Below are 16,368 nucleotides of genomic sequence, written 5' to 3'. Positions count from 1 at the left end.
TATGACGGTCTCGATACTAGGCAAAGGCAAGAAGATCGCCCGTCTGCGCCGCCATGCCCGTTTGCGCAAGCACGTCTCCGGCACGGCAGAGCGTCCCCGTCTGGTGGTTACACGGACCAACCGCAACATGATCGCCCAGATCGTCGACGACACCAGGGGCGTCACCCTGGTCAGCGAGTCGACCATGGCTTCGGACTATGGCTCCTTCAAGGGCACCAAGACCGAGGCCGCCCGCAAGGTGGGCGAGCAGATTGCGGCCAAGGCCAAGAAGGCCGGCATCACCACCGTGGTCTTCGACCGTGGTGGCAACAAGTACCACGGAAGGGTCGCAGCGGTTGCGGAAGGCGCCCGTGAGGGAGGTTTGGCACTGTGAGCGACAACGAAACGACAAAGGAAACAACCCAGGTGACTGAAGATTCCACAAACGCTCAGTCCAGCCAGGGTGGCAGAAGGGACCGGAACGACCGGAACGATGATCGCCGCGGAGGTCGTCGGGGCGGTTCCCGTGACGGTCGCAGGGATGGCCGTCGTGGCCGTCGCGACCGCGACGAGCGTGACGACATGCTCGACAGGGTCGTGACCATCAATCGAGTCTCCAAGGTCCACAAGGGAGGCCGGACCTTCAGCTTCGCGGCCCTGGTGGTCGTAGGCGATGGCAAGGGCACTGTGGGCGTTGGCTACGGCAAGTCCCGTGAGGTCCCTGCAGCCATCTCCAAGGGCCAGCTGGATGCCAAGAAGCACATGTTCACCGTCCCCCGCATCCGCGGCACCGTCACCCACCCGGTGATTGGCCACGATGCGGCCGGCACGGTTCTTTTGAGGCCTGCAGCCCCGGGAACCGGCGTCATCGCCGGTGGTCCGGTCCGCGCCGTCCTGGAGTGCGCCGGCATCACCGATATTCTGAGCAAGTCCATGGGATCGGCCACCGCCGTCAACATGGTCCGGGCCACTGTAGCTGCTTTGAAGCAGCTGGAGGAGCCCGAGGAGATCGCGGCACGCCGCGGTCTGCCTCTGGAGGAGGTCGCCCCTGACTCCCTCCTGCGTGCACGTGCCGCCGGTATCGCCGACGAGCGCAAGGAGCGCGAAGAGGCCAAGGCCAAGGCTGACGAGCAGTCGAAGGCAGGTGAGTGATGACCAAGCAGATCAAGATCACCCTGGTCAAGGGCGTGGCTCATGCCACAGACCGCCAGAAGGAGAACGTCAGGTCTCTGGGCCTTCACAAGATCGGCCAGTCGGTCCTGCGTGAGGACACCCCCGTTTACCGGGGGATGGCCGACAAGGTCCGCCACCTGGTGAACGTAGAGGAGGCAGACTGATCATGGCTAGCGACAAGCAAGAGCCCACTATCCTGCAGATGCATGACCTGCGTCCGGCTCCGGGCGCCAAGCGCGACCGCATCCGTGTGGGTCGTGGCGAGGGGTCCAAGGGTAAGACCTCCGGTCGTGGCACCAAGGGCACCAAGGCCCGCTACCAGGTCCGTCCGGGCTTTGAAGGCGGCCAGCTGCCCCTGTACATGCGGCTGCCCAAGCTTCGCGGGTTCAGGAGCCCCTTCAAGAAGGAGTACCAGGTGGTCAACCTGGGGGCTCTGGAAGGGCTCTTCCCCAAGGGCGGCGAGGTCACCGTCGAGGATCTGGTCAACAAGGGAGCGGTCCGTAAGGGCCATCCCGTCAAGGTCCTGGGTGATGGTGACGTCAAGGCTGCTTTCACCCTCAAGGGCGTCAAGGCCTCGGCCTCGGCCAGGAGCAAGATAGAAGCCGCAGGCGGGTCCGTCTCCGAGGACTGACACTCACAGGGGACAGACCGCAAGGCAGATGATTCCGGCCCTCCCCGCTCCAAGCGGGCGGGGGCCGGAACTCGTTTCCGGCCTGGTTGCCGTCGGGTTTGACGGAGCCATCGGCTAAGCTGGTCGGAGCAAGAAGGTGCGATGCACCGGGACCAACGCGCGGGCGCGTAGGGAGGGAACTTAGGTGAGGACGTTAATCCAGGCCTTCAGGACCAAGGAGTTGAGGAAGAAAATCTTCTTCGTTCTTGGCATCATCATCATCTATCGCATCGGGTCGTTCATACCTACCCCAGGCGTGGATTATCCCGCCGTGCAGAAGTGCATCACCACGGCCGGCAACGAGGACTTCATCGGCCTGGTAAACCTTTTCTCGGGCGGAGCACTGCTGCAGCTGTCCATCTTTGCACTGGGCATCATGCCATACATCACTGCATCCATTGTGGTGCAGCTGCTGCGCGTGGTCATCCCTCGCTTCGAGGCCCTGCACAAGGAGGGCCAGTCAGGCGAGGCCAAGTTGACCGAGTACACCAGGTATCTGACCATGGGTCTGGCGGTGCTGCAGTCCACGACCATTCTGGTCACGGCCAGCAAGGGTGCGCTCTTCGGTGGCGCCTGCCAACAGAATGTCATCCCCGACAGCTCCTGGTGGAATATGGCGGTCATGGTTCTGATCATGACCGGCGGCACCGGTCTGATTATGTGGATGGCCGAACTGATCACCGACAAGGGCATCGGTAACGGCATGTCCGTCCTGATCTTCATCTCCATCTGCTCCGGCTTCCTGCCCCAGCTCTGGAACATCGGTTGGGGGACCAACGGCAAGGACGGCGACTGGGTCAAGTTCGGCATTGTCGTGACCGTCCTGCTGGTTATTCTGATTCTGGTCGACTACGTGGAGCTGGCACAGCGCCGTATCCCCGTCCAGTACACCCGCAGGATGATCGGCCGCAAGATGTACGGGGGATCCTCCACCTATCTGCCGCTCAAAATCAATATGTCCGGCGTGATTCCTCCCATCTTCGCCTCCTCCATTTTGGCTATCCCTACTCTTATCGCCCAGTTCGGCAACTCCGATCAGAGCTGGGTCAAGTGGATCAATGCCAACATGGCCAACACGACCTCGGTCTGGTACATCGTGCTTTACTCGGTCATGATCGTCTTCTTCTGCTTCTTCTACACTTCCATCACCTTCAACCCTGATGAGACGGCCGACAACATGAAAGAGTATGGCGGCTTTATCCCGGGCATCAGGGCCGGACGGGCCACCAGCCGGTACTTGTCATATGTGATGAATCGACTGAACACGGTGGGTGCCATCTATCTGCTCTTCGTGGCTCTGATTCCCACGGTGCTGATCATGATGCTGAAGATCAACTCCAAGCTGCCCTTCGGCGGCACCACCATTCTGATTATCGCCGGCGTCGGCCTGGACACCCTGCGTCAGGCCAGAGCGCAGACCGAGCAGTTCCAGTACACGGGCTTCCTGCTGGAGGGCGAACACAAGGAGGGTTGATCTTTCGGTAAGGCACTTGCAGGTGGTGTCCAACTAAAACAGTTGAAGGTCCGACCCTGGCCCTTGGTGGCTTGGGGCCGGACCCTGTTATATCCGGAAGACTGTTTGCATGGGTTTGGTGAGTGGAACCCGTATTGGGCCAGGTAGCCGCTAGCATACGTAAATGGTGGTTCTGCGCGGCCAAGACAGCTGAAACCGTCTGGGGCCTGAGAGCTAAGAGCAAGAGAACATCGAACAAAGGATAGGGAATGGCACAGCGACTGTTGATCATGGGACCTCAAGGTGTCGGCAAGGGCACGCAGGCGGCTTTGCTCAGCAAGCATTATGGGATTCCGGCCATCTCCACCGGCGACATCTTCCGCTACAACCTGAAGAATGGAACCGAGTTGGGCAAGCAGGCCAAGGCTTACACCGACAAGGGTGAGCTGGTTCCGGACGAGCTGACCAACAAGATCGTCAAGGATCGTCTGGGCATGGATGACGCAGCCCAGGGCTGGATTCTGGACGGCTACCCCCGTTCGGCCTCCCAGGTCGAGGCGCTGGACAAGATGCTCAAAGAGCTGGATACTCCACTGACGGCTGTGGTGGCCCTGGATGCCGACCATGATGTGCTCATGCAGCGCATCGCCAAGCGGGCCAAGGAAGAGGGGCGGGCAGACGATACCCCCGAGGCCATCGCCAAGCGTCTGGATATCTATGCCAAGGAGACCGCCCCCCTGCTGGACATCTATAAGTCCCGTGGCCTTCTGGTCGCAGTGGATGGCCAGGGCGAGGTCGACCAGATCTGCAAGGAGATCATCACCAAGTTGGACGAGCGCTGATTCACACCCTGTTGGGCAAGAGGCCTGTCGTCAGCTGAATCAACCGTAAGAAGGCCTTGTTCCGAATACGCTGCCAAGACTGGTTGACAAGACTGACTGAAGCATAGAAGCTGCATGACCCCAAGTGATCCCAAGGGGCGTGACAGCCTCTTTTTGTGGAGGGCGGAAATCCCCGTGCATCCGCCCGGCCCTCGTCGACAGGATGATAGCCTAGGTGCATTCAGACCCTCTTTCGAGGGGTGCTGTATGTCGGTGATTGGCCGCAAAAGATAGAGAAATCGGTACAGAAACAGAAGAGGTCCATTTGAAGGGGTCTACGGCATCCGTGGTCAGATCGGATAAACAGGAACCAGCGCGTCCGAAGCACACCATCCGAACCATCCTGCGCTCCCTGCGCGAATACCGGAAGGCCAGTTTTCTGGCTCCGGCCTTCGTCTTTCTTGAGAGCGTCCTTGAGATTGTGATCCCGACCATCATGGCCTCCCTGATCGATCAGGGGGTCTCGGGGAGGTCCATGCCGGCCATCTTCAAGTTCGGGCTGATATTGCTGGCCTGCTCGGCCGTCTCCCTATTCTCCGGGTTCATGTCCGGGCGGTATGCGGCCATCGCCTCATCCGGCCTGGCCAAGAATGTCCGCAGCGACCTCTTCGCCAAGGTGCAGTCCTTCAGCTTCACCAACATCGACCGCTTCTCCACCGGATCCATCATCACCAGGCTGACCACCGATGTGACCAATCTGCAGAACGCCTATCAGATGGTCATCAGGGTCGGGGTCAGGGCGCCGATCATGGTCATCGTGGCCTGGCTCTTTTCTTATAAGATCTCCAGGCCCATATCCCTGGTCTTCCTGATTGCCATCCCCATCCTGGGCTTCGGGTTGATTGGCCTGTCCCTGCTCGTTCACCCCATCTTCGAGCGGGTCTTCCACACCTACGACCACCTCAACAACGTGGTGGACGAGAATCTTCAGGGCATCAGGGTGGTCAAGTCCTACAACCGGGAGGACTACGAGGAGCGCAAATTCAACAGTATCTCTTTGGCCATCTACCGGGCCTTCTGCAAGGCCGAGCGGATCATGAGCCTGAACCCGGCGCTGTTGAACTTCTGCATCTACGCCTCTCTGCTGGTCATATCCTGGATGGGCGCCTCCCAGATTGTGGCCTCTGGGAACAACGCCGCCCTGGGGCTGACCACGGGCGATCTGACCGCCCTGGTCACCTATGCCATCCAGATCATGATGGCCATGAACATGGTCTCCATGATCGTGGTCATGGTCGTCATCTCCCAGGCCTCGGCGGAGCGCATCTGCCAGGTGTTGAACGAGGTCAGTACCGTACATGATCCCGCCAAGCCGGTCATGAAGGTGGCCGACGGATCCATCAGCTTGCGTGATGTGACCTTCCGTTACTCGGACCGGTCCGAACGCCCTGTCCTGAGCCACATCAATCTGGACGTTCCCTCGGGCTCCACCCTTGGCATTGTGGGCGGGACCGGCTCCTCCAAATCCAGCCTGGTTCAGCTCATTCCCCGTCTCTATGACGTGACCGAGGGGTCCCTCCAGGTGGGCGGAGTGGACGTGCGCCAGTACGACCTGACCGTCCTGCGCGACCAGGTGGCCATGGTGCTCCAGAAGAATGTCCTCTTCACCGGGACCATCGCCGAGAACCTGCGCTGGGGCAATCCCAAAGCCACGGACGAAGAGCTGGTGCGCGCCTGTACCCTGGCCCAGGCTGACGGTTTTGTGCGGGAGTTTCCCGATGGCTATCAGACCTACCTGGACGAGGGCGGCACCAACCTCTCCGGCGGCCAGCGACAGCGTCTGTGCATAGCACGGGCCCTGCTGAAGAAGCCTGACATCCTGATTCTGGATGACTCAACCAGCGCCGTGGACACCAAGACCGACCAGCTGATCCGCCGCGCCTTCAGCCAGGAGATTCCCGACACCACCAAGATCATCATCTCCCAGCGTCTGGCATCAGTGGAGGACGCCGACATGATCGTAGTCCTGGAGGAGGGCAGGATTCTCGACAAGGGCACCCACCAGGAGCTACTGCGAACGTGTCAGGAGTACCGATCCATCTACGAATCACAGACCAGGAACCAGAGCGAGGAGGCCAATGACCATGAGTGACGGATCATTCAAGGACCGCAAGCCCCGCCTGGACAAGGCCGCGCCGGGAACGACCCGTCGTATCCTGAGCTACTTGTTCGCCTACCGCTGGCAGCTGGCGGTGATCGTGGTCTGCATTATCATCAGCGCCGGGGCCCAGGCGGCATCGGCCTTCTTCCTCCAGCCGCTGATCGACCACTACATCCTGCCGCTGGTCGGGGCCTCCGACCCTGACTGGGGACCGCTGATGAGGACCCTGATACTGATGGGCTGCCTCTATGCGGTGGGGACCTTCTGCTCCTGGTTCTGGAACTGGCTGATCGTCAAGGTGGAACAGGGCACCCTGAAGACCATCCGCGACCAGATGTTCGCCCACCAGCAGGAGCTGCCCATCGGTTTCTTCGACACCCATGAGCATGGCGACACCATGAGCCGCTACACCAACGACACGGATACACTCCGTCAGGCCATCTCCCAGTCCTTCCCGCAGATGGTCTCCTCGGTCCTGTCCGCCCTGGCGGCCCTGATCTCCATGCTCTGGCTCTCCATCCCCTTCACCGTCCTGACCCTGGTCTTCGCAGCGGTCCTGATTGTAGTGGTCCGGGTTCTGGTCACCCGAAGCGGCCGTTACTTCGTTCGCCAGCAGCGCTATCTGGGCCAGGTGAACGCCTTCGTTGAAGAGGCCGTCAACGGGCAGAAGGTCATCAAGGTCTTCAACCACGAGGATGCCACCGCCAGGGTCTTCGAGGAGAGGAACGAGGAGCTCTTCCAGGCCTCGGCCCAGGCCAACACCTACGGCAACGTCACCATGCCGGTCGTGGGCAACATGGGCTACCTGCTCTATGTCATCCTGGCCATAGTCGGCGGGCTGGCCGGCATCGCGGGCATGGGCAATGTGGGACTGACCGGGGCGGGGCCACTGACCCTGGGAACCATCGTCTCCCTTCTGACCCTCTCCCGCTCCTTCATCAACCCCATCGGCCAGGTCTCCATGCAGTTCAACATGGTCATGATGGCACTGGCCGGCGCCTCCCGGATCTTCGACCTGATGGACCAGCCTGTCGAGTCCGACCAGGGTACGGTCAGATTGGTCAGCGTCGAACTGGCCTCGGACGGCCGGACCATGACCCCCGTCGATCACGAAACAGGGCACTGGGCCTGGAAGCGCGAGGCCGACGACGACGGCAGGCGCTCGCTGGAGGCCGCCATGAAGCTTCCCGGCGATGCCCGCGATGTGGCCCTGAAGGCCAAGGATCAGGCCATCACCTCCCCTGAAGGGCGATACACCCTCCTCCAGGGGGATGTGCGATTCACCGACGTCAGCTTCGGGTATGACCCGAGTAAGCCTGTCCTGCATGACATCACCTGGTTCGCCCAGCCCGGGCAGAAGGTGGCGCTGGTCGGTGCCACCGGTGCCGGCAAGACAACGATCACCAACCTGATCAACCGCTTCTACGACATCCAGCAGGGCCAGATCCTCTATGACGGGATCGATGTGAAGAACATCCGCAAGCCTGACCTCCGTCGCTCCCTGGGCATCGTCCTTCAGGATGTCAATCTCTTCACGGGCACCGTCCTGGACAACATCCGCTACGGGCGCTTGGATGCCACGGACGAGGAGTGCATCGAAGCTGCCAGGATGACCAACGCCGACAGCTTCATCCGCATGCTTCCACAGGGCTACCGGACCGTGCTCGAGGGGGATGGAAGCGGACTGTCCCAGGGTCAGCGTCAGCTGATCTCCATTGCCAGGGCGGCTGTGGCCGATCCTCCGGCCATGATCCTGGACGAAGCCACTTCCTCGATCGACACCAGGACCGAGGAGGTGGTCCAGCAGGGCATGGACGCACTGATGCGCGGCCGTACTGTCTTCGTCATCGCCCATAGGCTCTCCACGGTCCGCAACTCAGATGTGATCATGGTCCTGGACCATGGGCGAATCATCGAGCGCGGCAACCACGATGAGCTGATAGCCAAACATGGCGAGTACTACCAGCTCTACACCGGAGCCCTGGAACTGGAGTAGGGCTCTCCGGGATCGCCGAAGCCGGAGGAGGATGCCGAAAGGCTTGATCCGGCATTAAGTGAGCGTCGGCCTAGGGGGTTGGTCCTTGATGGGCCGACCCCCTTTCATGTGTGTGCATCCTTCCATTTCCAGCAGTTGTCCCGAGCGCAGCAAGTGCTTATCAATTAAGCCGATATGGTAGCAATTTTTTAATATTTTCAAACAATTTATGCAGTTCTGAGGGCCGATTCCGACTATAGACTGAGAGCAAATATATACAGTTTTGTTGAGCAGACAAGGGGCTGATGACCATGGGCGTCACAGTGAAGGTCACAGAGCTTACGATTCCCACCTACGGGATCGGAAAACCGGACAAAAATCCGCAATTTATTGAAAATCGAGTCTACCAGGGCTCTTCGGGACGGGTCTATCCTTACCCGGTCATCGAGACCATCTCGGACGAGTGCAAGGATCGGGACTACAAGGCGGTCATTCTGGAGAACGAATACCTGGAGGTGACCGTCCTGCCTGAGCTGGGCGGACGCATCCAGTATGCCCGGGACAAGACCAACGACTACGACTTCGTCTACCGCAACCGGGTCATCAAACCTGCCCTGGTAGGCCTGACCGGTCCTTGGATCTCCGGGGGCATCGAGTTCAACTGGCCGCAGCACCACCGGCCCAGTACCTTCCTTCCGGTGGACTGCACGCTCAAGGACCTGCCGGACGGTGGCAAGGCTGTGGTCTGCCATGATACCGACCGCATCTACGGCACCCAGGTCACCACCACCATCGCCCTGCATCCCGGAGTCAGCGTCATCGAAATCTCGGCCCGGCTCTACAACGGCACGCCCCTGCCCCAGTCCTTCCTCTGGTGGGCCAACCCGGCCGTGGCGGTCAACGAGCACACCAGGACCGTCATGCCACCCGATGTCACTGCGGTCATGGACCACGGCAAGCGCGACGTCTCCCGCTATCCCATCGCCACGGGAACCTACTACAAGCACGACTACTCCCAGGGAGTGGACATCAGCCGTTATAAGAACGTGCCGGTGCCCACCTCCTATATGGCCGCCCATTCGGACTATGACTTCGTCGGCGGCTACGATTTTTCCCGGCAGGCAGGCATTCTGCATGTGGCTGACCATCACATCTCCCCGGGCAAGAAGCAGTGGACCTGGGGATGCGGGGACTTCGGCCATGCCTGGGATCGCAATCTGACCGATGCCGATGGCCCCTACGTGGAGTTGATGACCGGCGTCTTCACCGACAACCAGCCTGACTTCACCTGGCTCAAGCCCTACGAAGGCAAGACCTTCACCCAGTACTTCATGCCCTACAAGCAGGTGGGTCTGGTCAAGAACGCCAGCGTTGATGCGGCCCTCAACCTGGAGGTTGGCCCCGAGCAGACCTTCGGGGCTGCCGGCGAGCATGAGGGGATCGAGGCCCAGGGGCTGAAGGCCGGACAAGGGCGGGTCACCGTCTACGCCACACGGGTTCAAAAGGACGCACGCGTCCAGGTCGCGGCAGATGACGGATCCATCCTCTACCAGTGGCAGGGCACCCTCGGCCCCGACAATCAGGTCAGGGCCGAATTCGGGACAGGCGACCGTCCGGCCACTGCACTGACAGCCCGGGTGGAGGACGCTCAAGGACGGCTCCTGGTCAGCTATCGTCCCCAGCCGCCCGCCGGGGGCAAGATTCCCGAGCCGGCACAGGCCGCCGATCGGCCGGAACGTATCGCCACCAACGAGGAACTGCTGCTGACCGGTCTGCACCTGGAACAGTACCGCCACGCCACCTACCGGCCTGATCCCTACTACCTGGAGGGGCTCAAGCGTGACCCGGGCGATGCGCGCATCAACAACGCCTACGGCCGACTCCTGCTTCGACGCGGCGACTTCGCCGGAGCCGAGCAGCACTTCCGCACGGCCATCAAGCGGCTGACCTGGCGCAACAGCCAACCCTATGATTCCGAGGCTCATTACAATCTGGGTCTCGCCTTGGGCTATCAGGGACGAATGGACGAGGCCTACGACGCCTTCTACAAGGCCACCTGGGATGATGCCCAAAAGGAACGGGCCTTCTTCTGCCTGGCCTGTATCGCGGCATGTCGCGGCCAGCTGGAGCAGGCTTTGGATTTCGTCCAGCGTGCCCTGACCCGCAACACCGACAACATCAGGGCCCGCGGGTTCAAGGCCTATCTGCTGCGTCGGCTGGGCAGGCAGGATCAGGCGGACCAAGCGGTCCGCGAGAACCTGGCCCTGGATCGTTTCGACTTCATATCCGGCTACGAGCGGGTCCTGGCAGGCGGTGATCCGGACGAGCTGTCCGGACTGATGCGCGGGGATTACCTCAACCTGCTGCGGACGGCACGAGACTATGCCGCATTCGGCGCCTATCAGGAGGCGCTGCAACTGCTGGGCCAGGCCGATCAGCATCAACCCATGGTCCGGTATTATCAAGGCTGGTATCTGCACCTGCTGGGTCGGAAGGATCAGGCCTTGCAGGCCTTCCAGGCGGCCGAGGCGGCACCTTCGGACTATTGCTTCCCCAATTCCCTCGATGATATCGCCCCACTGCGAATGGCCATGGACATGGTCGATGGTCCCAAGGCAGCCTATTATCTGGGCTGCCTCTACTACGACAAGTCGCTGACGGACCGGGCCATCAAGCTTTGGGAGCACTCGCGGCAATTGGACCCCGACTTCGCCACTGTCCACCGCAACCTGGCCATCGCCTACGGCAACAAGAGACACGATTGGCAGGTCGCGGATCAGGAAATCGAGACCGCCTGCCGGTTGGATCCCGAAGACGCCCGGGTCTTTTTGGAGCGGGATCAGCTCCATAGGCTGATGGGCTGGAGCTTTGCCCGTCGGCTGACGGAATTTGAAAAGCATCCAGCGGTTGTGGCCCGCAGGGACGATCTCTATATCGAATACCTGAGTCTGCTCAACCAGACCGGCAGCTACGAACGGGCCTATCGGCTGATGAGTGGTCGGCACTTCCACCCATGGGAGGGTGGTGAGGGCAAGATCACCGCCCAATACCGAATATCCCTGACGCTGATGGCCAAGGACGCCATGGCGGTCCAGGACTGGGATCGTGCTGCGGACCTGCTGGAGCGAGCCATGACCTATCCGGAGAACCTGGGCGAAGGCAAACTGGAAGGTCAGAAGGACAACGATCTGCACTACTACCTGGGGCTGGTCAGACGATCAGCAGGTGACCAGGAAGCCGCGGATCAGGAGTTCCGCCTGGCCTGCCTGGGCTCAGGGCATGTGGGGGAGTCGCTCTATTACAACGATCAGCCCGCCGAGATGGTCCTCTTCCAGGGGCTGGCCCACCAGGCCCTGGGCGAGCAGGGTCCGGCCAACGCCTGCTATTACCGGCTGCTGGACTTCGGCGAGCAGCACTTGGACGACCATGTGGAAAAGGACTATTTCGCAGTCTCCCTGCCCGATTTCCTGACCTTCGATGCGGACTATACCCGCATGAACCGGGTCCACTGCCTCTACCTGATGGGCCTGGCACGCATCGGTACAGGGCAGATCGATCAGGCTCGGGAGTGCCTGAAGCAGGTGCTGGAACTGGATGCCGGCCATATTCAGGCCGGGTTGTTCACTGATGAATTGGACCACAGGGCGATTCTTACCGGGAGGAAGGCATGACCAAGGTGGCATTGACCGGAGCCTGGCGGGTTGAGTCCCCGTCTGAACTGCAGGGAACCGTCCTGATGCCAGGCACACTGGACACCAACGGACTCGGACATGATGATCAGGAGCTGTCTGCTGACTATGGCAGTGGCAAGCCCGGCCCCATCGGCTCTCGGCTGACCAGGCGGCACACCTTCGAGGGGACTGTCAGGCTGTCCCGGCAGATTCGATGGACCCCGCAGCCGGGGCGGAGGATCTTCTTCGAAGTGGAGCGTGCTCGCCGCCTGGAGGTCAGGGTGGGCGAACGTCTGGTTGAGCCCTACCGTCCGCAGACCTTGATCACGCCGCATGTCTTCGAGCTGACCGGGCTGCTGACGGGCGATGACCTGCTGCAGGTGGATTCCGACAACGCATATCAGGGCATGCCCCACGACGCCATTCTGGATTCCTCGACCGCCACTGACCACACCCAGACCAACTGGAACGGGCTTCTGGGAGAGATTGGCCTGCGTGTGGAGGAGGACACCTTCCTGGATGGGGTTCGTGTCTACCCCCATGGCGATGTGCTGAGCGTAGAGGCTGATGTGGATTCGCGCCAAGGATTCCATGGTCGCCTGAGGCTCTCTTCCGATGCACTGGCCCAGCCTCTGGAGGTCACTGCAGACCTGGAACCTGGGCGGCGAACACTGACCTGGTCCGATCTGCCGCTTGGTGCCCGAGCGGATCGCTGGGACGAATACCAGGGCTGTCTGCATGGCATGACAATCGAGCTCCTGACACCGGACAGTTCCATGGTGCTCTCGCGGGTCAGCACCGACTTCGGCATCCGTGACTTCGCCGCCGATGAGCGGGGGAGACTGGCGCTGAACGGCAGGGCCTTCTTCCTGCGTGGCGAGGCCAATTGCGCTGAGTTTCCGCAGACCGGCTTCCCGCCCATGGACGTGGGCTCCTGGATTCGTATTCTGGAGGCCTACCGGTCATACGGAGTGAATGTGGTCCGCTTCCATTCGCACTGCCCGCCCGAGGCGGCCTTCATCGCGGCGGATCGGATGGGGATGATGATGCAGCCCGAGCTCTCCCACTGGGACCACCAACATGCCTTCCAGGAGGATGTCAGCTACCGCTACTATCGCACCGAACTGGAGCAGACACTGCTCTTCCTGGCCAACCACCCCTCCTTTGTCATGCTCACCCTGGGCAACGAGCTGTCTGCGGATGCGACCGGTCACCAGCGCATGGCTCAGCTCATCGAGGATGCCCGTAGCGTTGACGATACCCGGCTCTATGCCAACTCCTCCAACCCGCACTATGGTCAGCTGGGCAGCGATGACTGCAACGAGGTCTACACCTCCGAGTCCTACAAGGGCCACGACCTGCGTTGCTGCTTTGCCAACATGCGTGGGTCCACCAATGCGGTGCATCCGGGCACTGCACACAATTTCGAGGACTCCATGCAGGCAGTCCGCAAAGAGTGCACAGTTCCGGTCTATGGATTCGAGGTCGGCCAGTATGAGGTGCTGCCGGACTTCCGGGAGATCGAGGAGTTCACCGGGGTCACCCGTCCCGACAATTACACAATGATTCGTGACAGGGTCCGTGAGTCTGGCCTGGACCAGCGCACCTGGCAGGACTGGGTGGCCGCTACAGGCGAACTGTCGCGGATCTGCTACCGGGAGGAGGTGGAGTCCGTCCTGCGAACTCCCTCCATGTCCGGGCTATCGCTGCTGGGTCTTCAGGACTTCCCCGGACAAGGCACGGCTTTGGTGGGCATGATGGATGCCCATCTACACCCCAAGCGCTTCCCCTTCGCCCGCCCTGAACGCTTCCGGTCCTTCTTCACCGACCAGTTGCCGCTGGCAGTCATGGACCGCTATGCCTACACCAGCCGGGAGAAGCTCTCAGGGACGGTCAAGGTGGCCAACTACGGTCGACGTACACTGCAGGGTGATCTGCGGCTGCGGTTGCAGGGCCAGGGGGTTGATCTGGAACATGTCTTCCGTCAGGTCACCTGTCCGGTGGGCAAGTTGACCGATCTGGGAACCTTCGAACTGCCTCTGGACGGCATTCATGGCAACCAACGTTGCCGTCTGAGTCTTGAGATCGACGGTGTGACCAACGCCTATCCGGTCTGGGTCTACCAGGACAGCCAGCCAGAACGGCCAGACGGTCTGTACGAGGCCAGGAGATTCGACCAGCAGGCGCGTCGGGTCCTGGACCAGGGGGGCACAGTCTATCTGAGCCCCGACTCCACGGCCCAGTCCCTGCCCAGATCCGTTCAGGCCCACTTCTCCACGGACTTCTGGTCAGTGGGGACATTCAAGGACCAGAGCGGCACCATGGGGCAGTTCATTCAGGCCGACCACCCTGTTTTCGCAGATTTCCCGACCGACTCGCACACTGACTGGCAGTGGTGGCCCATGGCCACCCAGCGGGCCATCATCCTGCCCGAGCGCTACCAGTCCATCATCACCGAGATGGACAGCTACGCCTACCTGCGACCCATGACGCAGCTACTGGAATGCCGCTGCGGGAAGGGCCGGCTTCTGCTCTCCTCCATGGGTCTGCAGAATCTGACCGAATATCCCGAGGCGCGGGCTCTTCAGACCAGCATCTACCGGTATCTGGGCTCCAAGGACTTCGACCCGCATCAGCTGATTGATCCCGAGGTCATCGATCAGCTGGTCGCATGAGTCCGTCAGCCCGCTAAAGCGCAATAAGGGGTCCGATCTACAAATTCTGCAGGTCGAACCCCTATTTGTTCGGATGGGCTAAGTCCTGGCTCAGAGGATGCCCTGGGCGACCATGGCATCGGCCACCTTGGTGAAGCCGGCCACGTTGGCGCCCAGCATCAGGTCGCCCTCATGCCCGTATTCCTTGGAGGCCTGGTAGGACTTCTGGAAGATTCCAGTCATAATGTCCTTGAGCCGCTGGTCCACCTCATCGAAGGTCCACTGCAGTCGCAGCGAGTTCTGGCTCATCTCCAGACCGGAGACTGCCACGCCGCCGGCATTGGCGGCCTTGGCGGGCCCGTAGAGCACCTTGTTGTCCTGATAGACCTGGATGGCCTCGGGGGTGGAGGGCATGTTGGCGCCCTCGCAGACCACGGTGCATCCGTTGGCCATCAGGGTCTTTGCGGATTCCCCGTCGATTTCGTTCTGTGTGGCGCAGGGCAGGGCGATGTCGCAGGGCACAGTCCAAACGCCCTTGCAGCCCTCGTGGTACTCAGCGGAGTCCACGCGGTCCGCATACTCGCGAATTCGGCCGCGGTGACCCAGCTTGATGTCCTTGACGACGTCGAGATCAATCCCGTTGGGATCGTAGACGTATCCGTTGGAGTCGGATGCCGTCACCACCTTGGCGCCCAACTGCTGGGCCTTTTCGGTGGCGAAGATGGCCACGTTGCCCGAACCGGAGATGACGACGGTCTTGCCCTGGAAGGAATCCTTGCGCAGCGTCTGCAGGGCTTCCTGGGTGTAGTAGCACAGGCCGTATCCCGTGGCCTCGGTCCTGGCCAGGGAGCCGCCGAAGGTCAGGTCCTTGCCGGTCAGCACGCCCGAGTACTCGTCGCGTATTCTCTTGTACTGGCCGAACAGGTAGCCGATCTCGCGCGATCCCACGTTGATGTCGCCGGCCGGCACATCGGTGAATTGCCCGATGTGGCGCTGCAGCTCGGTCATGAAGGCCTGGCAGAAACGCATGACCTCGGCATCCGAACGGCCCTTGGGGTCGAAGTCGGACCCGCCCTTGGCGCCGCCCATGGGCAGCCCGGTCAGCGAATTCTTCAGAATCTGTTCGAAGCCCAGGAACTTGATGACCGACTCGGTCACGGTCGGGTGGAAGCGCAGGCCGCCCTTGTATGGGCCGATGGCCGAATTGAATTGGATCCGGTAGCCGCGGTTGACCTGGACATGGCCCTGGTCATCGGTCCAGGCCACGCGGAACTTGACCGCACGCTCGGGCTCGACCAGGCGCTCCAGCACGCCGTTGGCCTCATACTCGGGATGCCGCTCCACCACGGGCTCCAGGCTGGAGAAAACTTCACGCACAGCCTGCAGGAATTCCGGCTGGTCGCCGTCGCGCTTCTCGACCTGCTGGTAGACGCGCTTGATGTATTCGTTGGTGAGCATCTGAGCTCCTTTGACTAGGAATGGCCGGTCCGTCCGGTCCACACACGATTGGGTCCGCCCTCAAGAGCCTACGGGGGCTGGCGGAATCTTATCCCATGGTAAATGCCTCAAAGTTACGTCACAAGAATTTTGGCCCGTAATGTCTGACATGTGGTCGTTCAAGGCCCGAAGAATGAGAGACCAAGGATGCGCAATCAAGGCTGCTAGCGAAAGTTGAGTCTCTATGACTCAACTTTTTATTCCTTGGGTGAACATCGGGCATGGAACCCGCAGCCCGCGGTTTGGACAAAGTGAAGGGCAGGGAGCCCGGGAGGACAGGTCAGAATGTCCGCCTGGGGTTCCGGTCTGCGAAA

11 protein-coding genes are annotated in these 16,368 nt (G+C 61.2%); 10 read left to right on the top strand and 1 reads right to left on the bottom strand.

Going from position 1 to position 16,368, the window contains the following annotated elements; all coding sequences use genetic code 11:
• Position 1 precedes the first annotated feature (1 nt).
• The 10 genes from rplR (at position 2) to JF70_RS06445 (ending at position 14,578) form a co-directional block, all read left to right on the top strand.
• A complete protein-coding gene (gene rplR, locus JF70_RS06490; RefSeq protein ID WP_015022343.1) occupies positions 2 to 373 on the top strand; it encodes a 50S ribosomal protein L18 in 372 nt (123 codons plus the stop codon).
• Positions 370 to 1,131 carry a 30S ribosomal protein S5 gene (gene rpsE / locus JF70_RS06485; RefSeq protein WP_024626785.1) on the top strand — a complete coding sequence of 254 codons (762 nt, stop codon included), beginning with the start codon at positions 370 to 372 and terminating at the stop codon, positions 1,129 to 1,131. The genes rplR and rpsE overlap by 4 nt, the downstream gene beginning before the upstream one ends.
• A complete protein-coding gene (gene rpmD, locus JF70_RS06480) occupies positions 1,131 to 1,316 on the top strand; it encodes a 50S ribosomal protein L30 (RefSeq protein WP_015022341.1) in 186 nt (61 codons plus the stop codon). The genes rpsE and rpmD overlap by 1 nt, the downstream gene beginning before the upstream one ends.
• A gap of 2 nt (positions 1,317 to 1,318) precedes the next feature.
• Positions 1,319 to 1,783: a 50S ribosomal protein L15 gene (gene rplO / locus JF70_RS06475; protein ID WP_045935711.1), complete on the top strand. Its 465-nt coding sequence runs from the start codon at positions 1,319 to 1,321 to the stop codon at positions 1,781 to 1,783.
• Positions 1,784 to 1,967: 184 nt separating this feature from the next.
• On the top strand, positions 1,968 to 3,296 hold the full coding sequence (gene secY / locus JF70_RS06470) for a preprotein translocase subunit SecY (protein ID WP_045935710.1): 1,329 nt from the start codon (positions 1,968 to 1,970) through the stop codon (positions 3,294 to 3,296).
• 248 nt (positions 3,297 to 3,544) lie between these two features.
• Positions 3,545 to 4,117: an adenylate kinase gene (locus JF70_RS06465; protein WP_045935709.1), complete on the top strand. Its 573-nt coding sequence runs from the start codon at positions 3,545 to 3,547 to the stop codon at positions 4,115 to 4,117.
• Positions 4,118 to 4,442: 325 nt separating this feature from the next.
• Positions 4,443 to 6,248 (top strand): ABC transporter ATP-binding protein, encoded by a 1,806-nt coding sequence (locus JF70_RS06460; protein ID WP_231578876.1) that lies wholly within the window; start codon positions 4,443 to 4,445, stop codon positions 6,246 to 6,248.
• Positions 6,241 to 8,253: an ABC transporter ATP-binding protein gene (locus tag JF70_RS06455; protein ID WP_045936203.1), complete on the top strand. Its 2,013-nt coding sequence runs from the start codon at positions 6,241 to 6,243 to the stop codon at positions 8,251 to 8,253. Before JF70_RS06460 ends, JF70_RS06455 begins: the two co-directional genes overlap by 8 nt.
• Positions 8,254 to 8,543: 290 nt before the next feature.
• A complete protein-coding gene (locus JF70_RS06450) occupies positions 8,544 to 11,903 on the top strand; it encodes a DUF5107 domain-containing protein (RefSeq protein WP_231578874.1) in 3,360 nt (1,119 codons plus the stop codon).
• Positions 11,900 to 14,578: a glycoside hydrolase family 2 TIM barrel-domain containing protein gene (locus JF70_RS06445; protein WP_045935706.1), complete on the top strand. Its 2,679-nt coding sequence runs from the start codon at positions 11,900 to 11,902 to the stop codon at positions 14,576 to 14,578. Before JF70_RS06450 ends, JF70_RS06445 begins: the two co-directional genes overlap by 4 nt.
• 90 nt (positions 14,579 to 14,668) lie before the next feature.
• Here JF70_RS06445 and gdhA read toward each other — a convergent pair whose 3' ends face one another.
• A complete protein-coding gene (gdhA, locus tag JF70_RS06440) occupies positions 14,669 to 16,015 on the bottom strand; it encodes an NADP-specific glutamate dehydrogenase (protein WP_045935705.1) in 1,347 nt (448 codons plus the stop codon).
• Positions 16,016 to 16,368 lie beyond the last annotated feature (353 nt).

Source organism: Bifidobacterium mellis (assembly GCF_000967265.1).
Lineage (GTDB): Bacteria > Actinomycetota > Actinomycetes > Actinomycetales > Bifidobacteriaceae > Bombiscardovia > Bombiscardovia mellis.
Note: the sequence above shows the minus strand (reverse complement) of the source record. Positions and strands in the feature narration are given on the sequence as shown.